This window comes from Pseudaquabacterium rugosum (assembly GCF_038066575.1).
GTDB classification, from domain to species: domain Bacteria; phylum Pseudomonadota; class Gammaproteobacteria; order Burkholderiales; family Burkholderiaceae_C; genus Pseudaquabacterium; species Pseudaquabacterium rugosum.
On record NZ_JBBUTF010000016.1, the window covers coordinates 66,752 to 80,558 of the forward strand.

Genomic DNA, 13,807 nt, shown 5'->3' on the forward strand with positions numbered 1-13,807 from the left:
CGGTCCATGCGAGTCGCCGTCCGCCGTCCCCCGCAGGTCCGTCCGACCGGACCGGTGGCCGGCCGTGTCTGCCGGGCCCCGCGGTGGCGCGCCCTGGCCGGCGGGCTGCTGCTGGTGCTGGCCGGCACCGGATCGCCCGCCGTCCGCGCCCAGCCCTGGATGGAGGATGCGTCGACGCTCGAACGCATCCGCCAGACCGGCACCCTCAGCCTCGGCCACCGCGAGTCCTCGGTGCCGTTCTCTTACTACGACGGGCGGCGCCAGGTCGTCGGCTACTCGCACGAGCTGATGATGCGTCTGGTCGAGCCGATCAAGCGCGAGCTGCGCCTGCCGGCACTGACCATCAAGCTGGTGCCGCTGACCGCGCAGAACCGCCTGCCGCTGCTGCTCAACGGCACGGTCGATCTCGAATGCGGCTCGACCACGCACAACCGGGATCGTGAACGGCAGGTCGCCTTCTCGAACTCGATCTTCGTCGTCGGCACGCGGCTGCTGGTGCGCCGCGGCAGCCCGATCCGCGACTTCGCCGACCTGAAGGACCCCAAGGGCCGTCGCGTGCTGGTGACCGCCGGCACCACGTCCGAACGCCTGCTGCGCACCTATGCCGAGCGCGAGCGCCTGCCGGCGCTGCAGGTGCTGGTGGCCAAGGACCACGGCGAGGCCTTCAGCCGCCTGGAGCGTGGCGAGGCCGCGGCCTTCATGATGGACGACGCCCTGCTGTGGGGCCTGCGTGCCCGTGCCCAGCAGCCCGCGGACTGGGAGGTCGTCGGCACGCCGATGTCCACCGAGGTCTATGCCTGCGCGATGCGCCAGGGCGACGCCCGCTTCAAGCGCGTGATCGACGAGGCGCTGGCGCAGCTGATGCGCGACGGCGACGCGCTGCGCATCTACCAGCGCTGGTTCCAGCGGCCGATCCCGCCTCACGGCATGAACCTGAACTGGCCTCCCTCACCTGATCTGCTGGTGCTCTATGGCCAGCCCGATGACCGGCCGCGTGACTGATCCCGTCGCCCACGGCCGACCCGCGGGGCCGCGGCCCGGTGCCCACCCGGCGCCGGTCGCCCGGTCCTGATCCTGTTCCCCTGAACCCTGACGTACACCATGAGACTGCTGTCCTCCCTGTCTTTCGCCGGCGTGCTGAAGTCGCTGGCCGGTGCGCTGGCCGCCCTGGGTCTGGCCGCGGCCGTCCAGGCCCAGGCCGTCAAGCCGCAGGTGATGCTGCTGGCCACCGGCGGCACCATCGCCGGCGCGGGCGCCACGGCCGCCAACAGCGCGTCCTACCAGGCGGCCAAGGTGCCGGTGGACAAGCTGATCGCCGGTGTGCCCGAGCTGGCCGGCGTGGCCCAGGTGCGTGGCGAGCAGGTGTTCCAGATCGCCAGCGAGAGCTTCACCAACGAGCACCTGCTGACGCTGGGTCAGCGCGTGGCCGCGCTGGCCGTTCAAGCCGACGTGCAGGGCATCGTCATCACCCACGGCACCGACACGCTGGAGGAGACCGCGTACTTCCTGCACCTGAGCGTGCACACCGACAAGCCGGTGGTGCTGGTCGGCTCGATGCGTCCGGGCACCGCGCTGTCGGCCGATGGCGCGCTGAACCTGCTGAACGCCGTCACCGTGGCCGCCGATGCATCGGCCCGCGGCAAGGGCGTGCTGGTGGTGATGAACGACGAGATCCACACCGGCCGCGACGTCACCAAGATGGTCAACATCAAGACCGAGGCGTTCAAGAGCCCCTGGGGCCCGCTGGGCATGGTCGTCGAGGGCAAGAGCCACTGGTTCCGCGCGCCGGTCAAGCGCCACACCACCGGCTCGGAGTTCGACATCACGCGCATCCGCACGCTGCCGCGCGTGGACATCGCCTACGGCCACGGCAACGTCGGCGACACCGCCTACAAGGCCTTCGCCGCGGCGGGGGCCAAGGCCGTCATCCATGCGGGCACCGGCAACGGCTCGGTGGCCGCGGGCGTGGTGCCTGCGCTGCGTGAGCTGCGGGCCCAGGGCGTGCAGATCGTGCGTTCGGCGCGGGTGGTCGGCGGTGGCTTCGTGATCCGCAACGCGGAGCAGCCCGACGACCAGTACGACTGGGTCGCCGCCCACGATCTGAACCCTCAGAAGGCGCGTATCCTGACGATGCTGGCCCTGAGCCAGGGCGCCGACAGCAAGACGCTGCAGCGCCAGTTCATGGAGTACTGATCCGCCGTATCCCGTGCGCCTTCCGGCGCGCACGGCCACCGGCCGTCGCGCACCAGGGGCCCAACCCCGTTCCTGCGCGGTCCGTACCGCACCTTCCTCCCTGGAGACCTTGATGAGCCTGAAGACCCCCGTTCTCGCTGCCCTGGCCGTCGCCGCCGCCCTGTCCGCCGGCACCGCCACCGCCGACACGCTGAAGAAGATCAAGGACAGCGGCTCGATCACGCTGGGCGTGCGCGAGTCCTCCGGCGCGCTGGCCTACACGCTGGGCAACGGCAAGTACGTCGGCTTCCACACCGAGATGGCCGAGCGCATTGCGCTCGATCTGCAGAAGCAGCTGGGCCTGAAGGAGCTGAAGATCGTCTACCAGCCGGTGACCTCGCAGAACCGGATCCCGCTGGTGACCAACGGCACCGTCGACCTGGAATGCGGCTCGACCACCAACAACGTCGCGCGCCAGAAGGACGTCGCCTTCGCCGTCACCACCTACGTCGAGGAAGTGCGCATCGCCGTCAAGGCCAACTCGGGCATCACCAGCATCGCCCAGCTCAACGGCAAGAAGGTCGCCACCACCACCGGCACCACCAGCGTGCAGCTGCTGCGCAAGCATGAGCGCGGTGCCGGCGTGAACTTCGAGGAGGTCTACGGCAAGGACCACGCCGACAGCTTCCTGAACCTGGAAAGCGGCCGTGCCGACGCCTTCGTGATGGACGGCCAGATCCTGGCCGGCAACATCGCGCGTTCGAAGAACCCGGCCGACTACAAGATCGTCGGCGAGGTGCTCAACGTCGAGCCGATCGCCTGCATGCTGCGCAAGGACGACGCGGCCTTCAAGAAGGCGGTCGACGACAGCATCGGCGGCCAGATCAAGGCCGGCTCGCTGGCCAAGCTCTACGACAAGTGGTTCATGCAGCCGATCCCGCCGGCCAACGCCAAGGTCGGTCTGCCGGCCTCCGACGCCACCAAGGCGGCCTGGGCCAGCCCGAACGACAAGCCGGCCGAGGACTACGCCAAGAAGTGATCCCCCGGCGCACGTCCGCGTGCGCCTGAGGCCCGGGGTGACGGCGCACGCGCGCCGCACCACCGGACCCTGACCATCAGAATGAGGAGGCCGCCCGTGTCGAGCTGGGACTGGCAGGTGTTCTGCAGGAGCACCATCGAAGGCAGCGACGTCGCCGGCTGCTTCGGCAAGGACGGCGACATCACCTACCTGGACTGGCTGCTGTCGGCCTGGGGCTGGACACTGTCGGTGTCCGTGCTGGCGCTCGCGCTGGCGCTGGTGGTGGGCACGCTGATCGGCATCCTGCGCACGGTGCCGCACAAGGGGCTGGCCTTCTTCGGTGAGGCCTGGACGGAGCTGTTCCGCAACATTCCGCTGCTGGTGCAGATCATGCTGTGGTACCACGTGCTGCCGCAGCTGATCCCGCCGCTGAAGGACGTGCCCGGCTTCGTGCTGGTGGTCTTCGCGCTCGGCTTCTTCACCTCGGCCCGCGTGTCCGAGCAGGTGCGCGCCGGCATCCAGAGCCTGCCGCGCGGCCAGCGCAACGCCGGCCTGGCCATGGGCATGACGCTGCCGCAGACCTACCGTCACGTGCTGCTGCCGATGGCGCTGCGCATCGTGATCCCGCCGCTGACGTCCGAATCGATGGGCATCATCAAGAACTCGGCCGTGGCCTTCGCCGTCTCGGTGGCCGAGCTCACGATGTTCGCGATGCAGTCGACCGAGGAGACCTCGCGCAACTTCGAGATCTACCTCGCCGTCACCGGCCTGTACTTCATCTCGGCGCTGCTGGTCAACCGCGTGGCGCTGCTGATCGAGGCCCGGCTGCGCATCCCCGGCACCATCGGATCGACCGGAGGCCGCTGATGCAGCTCGACTACTCCTTCCTCACCGGCCAGGTGCTGGCCGACTTCGTCCTCAAGGGCTTCCTGTTCTCGATCCAGCTGACGCTGGTGGCCATGCTCGGCGGCATCGCGCTGGGCACGGTGCTGGCGCTGATGCGCCTGTCGTCGAACAAGTGGCTGCAGGCGCCGGCGGCCTTCTACGTCAACACCATGCGGTCGATCCCGCTGGTGATGGTGATCCTGTGGTTCTTCCTGCTGATCCCGCTGGCCACCGGCCGTCCGCTGGGCGCGGAATGGTCGGCCATGATCACCTTCACGCTGTTCGAGGCGGCCTACTATGCCGAGATCATGCGTGCGGGCATCCAGAGCGTGCCGCGGGGTCAGGTGCATGCAGGTTATGCGATGGGCATGACCTACGGCCAGACCATGCGTCTGGTGGTGCTGCCGCAGGCCTTCCGCAACATGCTGCCGGTGCTGCTGACGCAGACCATCATCCTGTTCCAGGACACCTCGCTGGTCTACGCGATCGGCGCCTATGACCTGCTCAAGGGTTTCGAGGTCGCCGGAAAGAACTTCAACCGCCCGATCGAGACCTACCTCGTCGCCGCGGTCGTCTACTTCGCCATCTGCTTCTCGCTGTCGATGCTGGTCAAGCGCCTGCAGTCGCGCATTGCGATCATCCGCTGATCCGGAGCCCCTCATGATCGAGATCAAGAACGTTTCCAAGTGGTACGGCAGCTTCCAGGTGCTGACCGACTGCACGACGACCATCCGCAAGGGCGAGGTGGTCGTGGTCTGCGGCCCGTCGGGCTCGGGCAAGTCCACGCTGATCAAGACCGTCAACGCGCTGGAGCCGATCCAGCAGGGCGACATCGTCGTCGACGGCACCAGCATCACCGCGCCGGGCACCGATCTGCCGAAGCTGCGCTCGCGCGTGGGCATGGTGTTCCAGCACTTCGAGCTGTTTCCGCATCTGTCGGTGACCGAGAACCTGACCATCGCGCAGGTCAAGGTGCTGGGCCGCAGCCTCGATGACGCCAAGGCGCGCGGGCTGAAGATGCTCGAACGCGTCGGCCTGTCCGCGCACAAGGACAAGTTCCCCGGCCAGCTCTCCGGCGGCCAGCAGCAGCGCGTGGCGATCGCGCGCGCGCTGTCGATGGACCCGATCGTGATGCTGTTCGACGAGCCGACCTCGGCGCTCGACCCGGAGATGGTCGGCGAGGTGCTCGACGTGATGGTGCAGCTGGCCAACGAGGGCATGACCATGATGTGCGTGACCCACGAGATGGGCTTCGCGCGCAAGGTCAGCCACCGCGTGATCTTCATGGACGCCGGCAAGATCGTCGAGGACTGCACCCGCGACGACTTCTTCGGCAAGCCCGAGGCCCGCTCGCCGCGTGCCAAGGACTTCCTGTCGAAGATCCTGCAGCACTGAGCCCGGTTCCGGCGGTGGTCGCGCCGCAGGCGCGTGAACGGGCGTGGCCGTCGCGCCGCGTCACAATGCCCGCGATGGCCCTCGAACTCGCGTTCCACGGACCGCCCCGTCCCCGCCAGCGCGCGTTCCGCGTGCTGGCGGGGACGGTCGCGGCCATCGCCGCCGTCATCTTCGGCGGCTGGATCGGCTACACCGTCAGCGCCCACCAGGGGCGGCAGACCTTGCGTGGCGAGTCCGACCATCGGCTCGACCTGTTCGCCGCCGCCATCGAGAGCCGCGTGCGCCGCCTGGAGCACGTGCCGGCCACCGTGCAGTTCAGCAGCGAGGTGCTGGCCCTGCTGCGCCAGCCCGACGATCCGCGCCGCGCGGCCACGGCCGGGGCCTCGCTGGCACGGCTCAATGCCCATCTGGGCTCGCTGGCGATCTTCGTGCTCGACGAGCGCGGCACCGTGCTGGCCTCCAGCCAGCGCCCGGCCCGCAACGGCGCGCCGCTGCTGCGCGACGACAGCACGCCGGGCCAGGAGCTGGCCTACCGGCCGTACTTCCTGGACGCGCTGGCTGGCCGGGTCGGCCGCCACTTCGCGCTCGGCGCCGATGGCGGCGAGCCGGGCTACTTCGTCTCGCATCCGATCCGTGATGGCGCGCGGGTGGTCGGCGTGGCGGCGATCAAGATCAGCCTCGCGCCGGTCGACGACGTGTGGGAGATGCTGGGCACGCCGGCGCTGCTGGTCGATGCCAACCAGGTCGTCATCCTGTCCTCGCAGCCGGACTGGCGCTACACGACGCTCGCGGATCTGCCGCTCGAACAGCGCGTCGATCTGCGCATCAACCGCATGTACGGCGACGTGCAGCTGCGGCGCTTTCCGCTGCCGGTCGACTACAGCGTCGATGAGGAGAGCCAGGCCATCGAGGGCGAACTCGACCTCCAGCCGACCCTGCCGACGCGCGGCGGCTCCGGCATGCTGGTGCTCGGCCGGGCGCTCGACGGCATGGACTGGCGGGTGCTGATGTTCGCCGACCTGCGTCCGGTGCGCGCCCAGGCCCTGCGCGCCAGCCTGATGAGCGCGGTGGCGGTGGCCTTCGTCGAGCTGCTGGCGCTGTACCTGGCCCAGCGCCGGCGCCTGGTGCGCCAGCGCCTGGAGGCCCAGCAGCTGCTGCAGCGGGCCAATGCCGAGCTGGAGCACAAGGTCGCCCGCCGCACCCGCGCGCTGACCGAGACCAATGCCCGCCTGCGGCGCGAGGTGGCCGAGCGCCAGCAGGCCGAGCAGACGCTGCGCGCGGCGCAGAACGAGCTGGTCCATGCCGGCAAGATGGCGGTGCTGGGCCAGCTGGCCACCGGCATCACCCATGAGCTGACCCAGCCGCTGGGCGCCATCCGCACGCTGTCGGGCAATGCCAGCGAGTTCCTGCGCCGCGGCGATCTGCAGGCCGTCGGCGGCAACCTCGGCATCATCGCCCGCCTGGCCGACCAGATGGGCGGCATCATCCATCCGCTCAAGAGCTTCGGCCGCAAGAGCCTGCCGCAGCCGGTGGCCACCGACGTGGCCCAGGCGCTGGCCAATGCGCTGTTCCTCTACGACCAGCGCATCCGCCGCATGGGCGTGCGGCTGGACAACCGGTGTGCGGCCGCGGCGGCCGGCCTGCCGCGCGTCTGGTGCGATCCCAACCGTCTGGAACAGGTGCTGATCAACCTGGTCGGCAATGCGCTCGACGCGATGCAGACCACGGCCGAGGACGCCCGCCGGCTGGTGCTCGACGCGCAGCTGGTGCACGACCTGGGCGAGGCCGAGCCGCGCCTGCTGCTGTCGGTCAGCGACAGCGGCCCCGGCTTCGACGAGGCCACGCGGGCCCATCTGTTCGAGCCCTTCTACACCACCAAGCCGGCCGGTGCCGGCCTCGGTCTGGGTCTGGCGATCTCGCGCGACATCGTGCGCGAGTTCGGCGGCGAGATCACGGCCGTCGTCGCCGAGGGCGGCGGCGCCCGCTTCGAGCTGCGCCTGCCGCTGGCGCCCGAGGGCGCGGCCCTCGCTGCGCCCGCCTTGCCGCCTGCCTTGTCGCCCGCCGCGGGCCTGATCGGGGGCGGCGGTCTGATCGGCGCCGGCCCGCCCGTTCCTGCTGCCCTACAGTCCCACCATGAGCCCTGAACTGACGGTCCTGCTGGTCGAGGACGATCCCCACGTGCAACTGGGTTGCCTGCAGGCCCTGCAGCTGGCCGGCTACCGCACGCAGGCGGTCGACAGCGCCGAGCAGGCGCGCCCGCTGCTGGCGGCCGGCTATGCCGGCATCGTCGTCACCGACATGCGCCTGCCCGGCGCCGACGGCCTGAACCTGATCCGCGAGTGCCATGCGCTCGATCCCGAGCTGCCGGTCATCATGATCACCGGCCATGGCGACGTGAGCCTGGCGGTCGAGGCCATGCGCAGCGGCGCCTACGACTTCATCCCCAAGCCCTTCTCGCCCGAGGTCTTCGTCGAGACCGTCAAGCGCGCGCTCGACAAGCGCCGGCTGACGCTGGAGGTGGCCGCGCTCAAGCGCGCGCTGGCCGACCGCGAGAGCCTGGCCGGGCAGCTGGTGGGCATCTCGCCGCAGATCGTCAAGGTGCGCCAGCTGGTCTCCGAGGTGGCCGACACGCCGGTCGACGTGCTGATCCACGGCGAGACCGGCACCGGCAAGGAGGTCGTCGCCCGCGCGCTGCACGAGCACTCGCGGCGCAAGTCCGGCGCCTATGTGGCGCTGAACTGCGGCGGCCTGCCCGACAACCTGATCGACAGCGAGCTGTTCGGCCACGAGGCCGGCGCCTTCACCGGCGCGCAGAAGCGGCGCATCGGCAAGATCGAGCATGCGAATGCCGGCACGCTGTTCCTCGACGAGCTGGAGTCGATGCCGTTGCCGGTGCAGATCAAGCTGCTGCGCGTGCTGCAGGAGCGCCAGGTCGAGCGCCTGGGCGCCAACAACGGCCTGCCGGTGGACGTGCGCGTGGTCGCCGCGACCAAGGACGATCTGCTGGCGCGGGCCCGCGAGGGCAGCTTCCGGGCCGATCTGTACTACCGGCTCAACGTGATCACGATCGAGCTGCCGCCGCTGCGTGAGCGGCGCGAGGACATCCCGCTGCTGCTCGAACACTTCCTGCTGCTGGCCGCCAGCCGCTACGCGCGGCCGCAGCCCACCGTCAGCAGCGCGCAGCTGCACCGGTTGATGTCGCACGACTGGCCGGGCAACGTCCGCGAGCTGCGCAACGTCGCCGACTGTCTGGTGCTGGGCGTGGCCAAGGAGCCCTTGCTGCCGGCCGCGCCGTTGCCGCCGGCGCCCGACGGCGGCGTGACGGCCCTGGCCGATGCCGGTGGCTACGGCCTGCCGAGCAACGGTGGGGCCTCGCTGGGCGAGCTGGTCGACGGCTACGAGCGCAGCCTGATCGCCGACGAGCTCAAGCGCCAGGAGCACAACATCACCCGCACCGCCAAGGCCCTGCGCATGGCCAAGACCACGCTGGCCGACAAGATCCGCAAGCACGGCCTGCAGGCGGGGGACTGAGGCGGGCGGGCCGCGGGCCATCCGCGGTCCGGGTGCCGTCAGACGGCGCCCGGTGGGGCAGCCTGGTGTCCGGTGTAGGCCCGGGGTGTGCCCGGTCTGCCCGCCGATCTGCGCCTTCAGTCGGCGCTGCGCTCCGCCGCGCCGGTGACCGCCGGGCGGGCGCGCTCGGTGGCGGGCAGCACCTGTGATTCCAGTGCGCCCAGGGCATGGCCGACGCCGGTGACGGTGGCGCTGGCGGCATCGGCCGCCGCCTGGGCGGCCGCACCCGCGACCGCGCCGGCCGTGCCCACCACGCTGACGACCTCCAGCCGGGCCGTGGTCACCCCGCGCTGGACGAAGCCGAGCAGCTCGGCGGCCGCGCGCGAGACATCGGCCACCCGGCGGCCGGCGAACGGGCCGCGGTCATTGACGCGCAGCACCGTGGTGCGCTGGTTCTGCAGATTGGTCACCCGGACCTGGGTGCCGAAGGGCAGATCGGGATGGGCCATCGTCAGCTCGCCGTTGTCCATGCGCTCGCCGTTGGCCGTGCGACGGCCGTGGAAGCGCTGGGCATAGAAGCTGATCGGCCCTTCGGCCGCCGTCGTGGTGGCCACGGCCTTGGGCTTGGCGCGCCGGGTGGCGGGCGCATCCGCCGCCCATGCCGCATGCCCGCCGGCGGCGCCGAGCAGGGCGACCAGCACGGCCATCCGCGACCAGACCCGAAGTCCGGGGCGAGAGGGCAGGGCAGACAGAGGCATCAACGGCATTCCGGCAGGTCAAAGGTCCTCTATCGTAGCCGGTCCGCGTGACCGCGATCCGCGCCAGTGGCCGGCCTTGACCCGGCGGTCCCCGCGACCGGCCGCCGATTGGCAGAATCCGGCCACACGCCCAGGAGCCTTCCCCATGCCCTTCGACTTCGACCGCATCGCCCGCACCGAGCTGATCCCGCTGCTGTCGCGCGCGCCCAAGGCCGAGCTGCACATCCACATCGAGGGCTCGCTCGAGCCGGAGCTGATCTTCGCGCTGGCGCAGCGCAACGGCGTGGCCCTGCCGTATGCCGACGTCGAGGCGCTGCGCGCGGCCTATGCCTTCACCGACCTGCAGAGCTTCCTCGACATCTACTACGCCGGCGCCAGCGTCCTGCTGCAGGAGGACGACTTCCACGACATGGCCTGGGCCTACTTCCTCAAGGCGCAGGCCGACCACGTGGTCCATGCCGAGCTGTTCTTCGACCCGCAGACCCACACCGCGCGCGGCGTCGACACCGGTGTCGTGATCCGTGGCCTGAAGCGCGCCTGCGACCGCGCGCAGGCCGAGCTCGGCATCTCCTCGGCGCTGATCCTGTGCTTCCTGCGCCACCTGTCCGAGGACGAGGCGCTGGCCACGCTGGAGGCCGCGCTGCCCTGGCGCGAGCACTTCATCGGCGTCGGCCTCGACAGCAGCGAGCGCGGTCATCCGCCGGAGAAGTTCGCCCGCGTCTTCGCCCGTGCGGCCGAGCTCGGCCTGCACCGCGTCGCCCATGCCGGCGAGGAGGGGCCGCCGGCCTATGTCGAGAGCGCGCTCGACGTGCTCAAGGTCGAGCGCATCGACCACGGCGTGCGCAGCGTCGAGAGCCCGGCCCTGATCGAGCGCCTGGCCCGCGAGGGCGTGCCGCTGACGGTCTGCCCGCTGTCGAACATCAAGCTGTGCGTGTTCCGCCACATGGCCTACCACAGCATGCCGGCGCTGCTGGCACTGGGCTGCAAGCCGACGGTCAACAGCGACGATCCGGCCTATTTCGGCGGTTATCTGAACGACAACTTCGTCGCGCTGTTCGAGGCGCTGCCGCAGCTGGGTGCGCGCGAGGCCTACGCGCTGCTGCGCAACAGCTTCGAGGCGTCCTTCGTGCCGGCCGAGCGCAAGGGCGCGTGGATGGCCGAGCTCGACGCGGTGTTCGCCCAGGCGGCAGCCTGAAGCTCCTCGGCGCCCGGCCCGACGGCCGTCGCGCCGGGCGCGCGCCGCCAGCCTGCGCGGCCCTCAGGCCCGCATCAGCGTGCTCTTGCCGAACAGGCTCTCGATCAGGTCGACGGCCAGCTCGGCGGTCTGGTTGCGCAGGTCGAGCGCGGGGTTGAGCTCCATCACGTCGAGACTGGCCAGGCGGCCGGTGTCGGCGATCATCTCCATGCACAGCTGGGCCTCGCGGTAGGTCGGCCCGCCGCGCACGGTGGTGCCCACGCCCGGCGCGATGTCGGGGTCCAGGAAGTCGACGTCGAAGCTCACGTGCAGATGGGTGTTCGCGTCGAGCGTGGCCAGCGCCAGCTCCATCGCGTGGCGCATGCCGTGCTCGTCGATGAAGCGCATGTCGAAGACCTCGAGGCCGACCTCGTGGACGAAGCGCTTCTCGCCCGGATCGACCGAGCGGATGCCGATCTGGCGCACCCACTTCGGATCGATCGCCGGCACCGCGCCCGACATCTCGACCAGCGCCTGCGGGCCGTGCCCGCACAGGCAGGCCACCGGCATGCCGTGCAGGTTGCCGCTGGGCGTCAGGGCGCTGGTGTTGAAGTCGGCGTGGGCGTCCAGCCACAGCACGCGCAGCTTGCGGCCGCGCTCGCGGCAATGGCGGGCCACGGCGCTGATCGAGCCCAGGCCCAGGCAGTGGTCGCCGCCCAGCAGGATGGGCAGGCGGTCGGCGCGCAGCTCGGCCAACATCGCGTCGTGCACGGCCTGGTTCCAGGCGGTGACCTCGGCCAGATGGCGGTAGCCGCCTTCGGGCGGCAGCCAGGGGTTGGCCGGCCCGGCGAGGTTGCCGCGGTCGGCCACTTCCAGGCCGTGCGCGGCCAGGGTGGCGGCGATGCCGGCCACGCGCAGCGCCTCGGGGCCCATGCTGGCGCCGCGGGCGCCGGCGCCGATGTCGGTCGGCGCGCCGATCAGGCTGATCTGTCGGATGCTCATGCCGCGATGGTAGGGCCGGCCGTGGCGTGCCCGCCCTCAGACGTCCTCGGCGTGGCGCTTGGGGTCGTCGGGCGGCAGGTCGAAGCCGTAGTGGGCCGACAGCGCGGCCCAGGCCTCCTCGGCGGTCTCGACGAAGCGGAACAGGCCCAGGTCGCCGGGGCTGATCATGCCGGTGTCCACCAGGTGATCGAAGTTCAGCAGCTTCTCCCAGAAGGCCCGGCCGAACAGCAGGATGGGCCGGCGGCGGCTCTTGCCGGTCTGGATGAGGGTCATCGTCTCGAACAGCTCGTCGAGCGTGCCGAAGCCGCCGGGGAAGCACACCAGCGCGATGCTGCGCATCACGAAGTGCATCTTGCGCAACGCGAAGTAGTGGAACTGGAAGCACAGCTCCGGCGTGATGTACGGATTGGGCTCCTGTTCGTGCGGCAGCACGATGTTCAGTCCGATGCTCTTGCCGCCGATCTCGTGTGCGCCGCGGTTGCCGGCCTCCATGATGCCGGGGCCGCCGCCGGTGACGACGTAGATCGGCTCGTCCAGCGTGCGCGAGCGTTCGGTGACCAGCGCGGCGAAGCGGCGCGCCTCCTCGTAGTAACGGCTCATGCCGACGGCGGCCTCGGCGCGGCGCACCGCGTCGGCATCCCCGGTGGCCTGGGCGGCGGCCAGGCGCTGCTGCGCCACGTCGGCCGGCAGGATGCGGGCGCTGCCGAACATCACGATCGTCGCCGTCACGCCCTGCTCGGCCATCACCAGCTCGGGCTTGAGCAGCTCCAGCTGCATGCGCACCGGCCGCAACTCCTCGCGCACGAGGAAGTCGGCGTCCGTGAAGGCCAGGCGGTAGGCGCTTTCCGGTCCGTCGTAGCGGCCATGGCGGGTGCGCTCGACGGCGGCAGCCTCCTGTTCGGCGCTGGGGAAGTTGCGGGCGTGGAGCTCGGCCGGGCGGGCCGGCTCGCCGGCGGGGGGCAGGGCGTTCGGTGCGATGTCGTTCGGCATGGGATCCAGCTTACGCGCAAAGCGGGGCGACTTACCATCGCCGACCATGACATCCCCTGCCGCTGCGTCCACACCGTCGTTCGATCCTGCGTCGCTGCAGGCCATCACGCTCGATCTCGACGACACCCTGTGGCCGGTCTGGCCGGCCATCGACCGTGCCGAGGCCGTGCTGCACGACTGGTTGCGCGTCCACGCCCCGGCCACCGCCGCCCGTCACGACACGGCCGCGCTGCGCCGCCTGCGCGAGGCGGTGGCGCTGGAGCGGCCCGACTGGGTCCGGGCCCACGACCTGGGCGCCATGCGGCTGGAGAGCATCCGCCGCGCGCTGGTCGCCGCCGGTGACGATCCGGCACTGGCCGCGCCGGCCTTCGAGCTCTTCCTCGAGCACCGCCAGCGCGTCGATCTCTACCCCGATGTGCTGCCGGCGCTGCGCCGCCTGGCCGCGCGCTGGCCGCTGGTCGCGCTGTCCAACGGCAATGCCGACATCCAGCGCGTGCCGGGCATCGGTGAGCTCTTCGTCGGCGCGGTCAGTGCTTTCCGGCTGGGCTGCGGCAAGCCCGAGGCGGCCGCCTTCGAGGCCGCCTGCGCCGTCGTCGGTGCCGCTCCGGCCCGCACGCTGCATGTCGGCGACGATGCCGCGCTGGACGTCGATGGCGCCCTCGACGCCGGCCTGCAGGCGGCCTGGGTGGAGCGGGTCGACGGCCTGCGGCCGCCGCGTGGGCAGCCGCAGCATCGGGTGGCCGACCTGTTGACGCTGGCGCAGCGGCTGGGGGTCTGAGCCCGTTCGCGGACCGATCCGGACCTCGGTCGCCGCTCCCGGCGCGGCGGCGGATGCCACCGCGCGACCGGACACCCGCAGGTGCGTCACAGGCTTCACGCCGGCGGCCCGCAGACGCCCCGCGT

Annotated in this window: 13 protein-coding genes; 10 read left to right on the forward strand and 3 right to left on the reverse strand. The window is 71.1% G+C overall.

Going from position 1 to position 13,807, the window contains the following annotated elements; genetic code table 11:
- Positions 1 to 6 precede the first annotated feature (6 nt).
- The 8 genes from AACH11_RS17230 to AACH11_RS17265 all read left to right on the forward strand — a co-directional run bounded on the left by AACH11_RS17230 (position 7) and on the right by AACH11_RS17265 (position 9,001).
- Positions 7 to 1,002, forward strand: a complete 996-nt coding sequence (locus AACH11_RS17230; protein ID WP_341375492.1) for a transporter substrate-binding domain-containing protein — start codon at positions 7 to 9, stop codon at positions 1,000 to 1,002.
- Positions 1,003 to 1,101: 99 nt separating this feature from the next.
- On the forward strand, positions 1,102 to 2,193 hold the full coding sequence (locus AACH11_RS17235) for an asparaginase (protein ID WP_341375493.1): 1,092 nt from the start codon (positions 1,102 to 1,104) through the stop codon (positions 2,191 to 2,193).
- A 112-nt stretch (positions 2,194 to 2,305) separates the two neighbouring features.
- Complete coding sequence (locus AACH11_RS17240; RefSeq protein ID WP_341375494.1) at positions 2,306 to 3,211, forward strand: amino acid ABC transporter substrate-binding protein; 906 nt, start codon at positions 2,306 to 2,308, stop codon at positions 3,209 to 3,211.
- Positions 3,212 to 3,292: 81 nt separating this feature from the next.
- Complete coding sequence (locus AACH11_RS17245; RefSeq protein ID WP_341375495.1) at positions 3,293 to 4,057, forward strand: amino acid ABC transporter permease; 765 nt, start codon at positions 3,293 to 3,295, stop codon at positions 4,055 to 4,057.
- Positions 4,057 to 4,722: an amino acid ABC transporter permease gene (locus AACH11_RS17250; protein WP_341375496.1), complete on the forward strand. Its 666-nt coding sequence runs from the start codon at positions 4,057 to 4,059 to the stop codon at positions 4,720 to 4,722. The genes AACH11_RS17245 and AACH11_RS17250 overlap by 1 nt, the downstream gene beginning before the upstream one ends.
- Positions 4,723 to 4,735: 13 nt before the next feature.
- Positions 4,736 to 5,470 carry an amino acid ABC transporter ATP-binding protein gene (locus tag AACH11_RS17255; RefSeq protein WP_341375497.1) on the forward strand — a complete coding sequence of 245 codons (735 nt, stop codon included), beginning with the start codon at positions 4,736 to 4,738 and terminating at the stop codon, positions 5,468 to 5,470.
- A gap of 74 nt (positions 5,471 to 5,544) precedes the next feature.
- Positions 5,545 to 7,614: a sensor histidine kinase gene (locus AACH11_RS17260; protein ID WP_341375498.1), complete on the forward strand. Its 2,070-nt coding sequence runs from the start codon at positions 5,545 to 5,547 to the stop codon at positions 7,612 to 7,614.
- Entirely contained in the window at positions 7,604 to 9,001 is a 1,398-nt protein-coding gene (locus AACH11_RS17265) for a sigma-54-dependent transcriptional regulator (RefSeq protein WP_341375499.1), read from the forward strand. The genes AACH11_RS17260 and AACH11_RS17265 overlap by 11 nt, the downstream gene beginning before the upstream one ends.
- Positions 9,002 to 9,117: 116 nt before the next feature.
- Here AACH11_RS17265 and AACH11_RS17270 read toward each other — a convergent pair whose 3' ends face one another.
- Positions 9,118 to 9,738 carry a septal ring lytic transglycosylase RlpA family protein gene (locus AACH11_RS17270; protein ID WP_341375500.1) on the reverse strand — a complete coding sequence of 207 codons (621 nt, stop codon included), beginning with the start codon at positions 9,736 to 9,738 and terminating at the stop codon, positions 9,118 to 9,120.
- Positions 9,739 to 9,883: 145 nt separating this feature from the next.
- On the opposite strand from AACH11_RS17270, the gene AACH11_RS17275 reads away from it, so the two are divergent.
- A complete protein-coding gene (locus tag AACH11_RS17275) occupies positions 9,884 to 10,933 on the forward strand; it encodes an adenosine deaminase (protein WP_341375501.1) in 1,050 nt (349 codons plus the stop codon).
- Between the two features lie 63 nt (positions 10,934 to 10,996).
- Here AACH11_RS17275 and rocF read toward each other — a convergent pair whose 3' ends face one another.
- Positions 10,997 to 11,914, reverse strand: coding sequence for an arginase (rocF, locus tag AACH11_RS17280; RefSeq protein WP_341375502.1), 918 nt, complete (start codon positions 11,912 to 11,914; stop codon positions 10,997 to 10,999).
- A 36-nt stretch (positions 11,915 to 11,950) separates the two neighbouring features.
- Positions 11,951 to 12,904 carry an LOG family protein gene (locus AACH11_RS17285; protein WP_341375503.1) on the reverse strand — a complete coding sequence of 318 codons (954 nt, stop codon included), beginning with the start codon at positions 12,902 to 12,904 and terminating at the stop codon, positions 11,951 to 11,953.
- 46 nt (positions 12,905 to 12,950) lie between these two features.
- On the opposite strand from AACH11_RS17285, the gene AACH11_RS17290 reads away from it, so the two are divergent.
- The gene (locus AACH11_RS17290; protein ID WP_341375504.1) at positions 12,951 to 13,682 is read left to right on the forward strand and encodes an HAD family hydrolase; all 732 of its coding nucleotides are present in this window, start codon (positions 12,951 to 12,953) and stop codon (positions 13,680 to 13,682) included.
- The last annotated feature ends 125 nt before the right edge of the window (positions 13,683 to 13,807 follow it).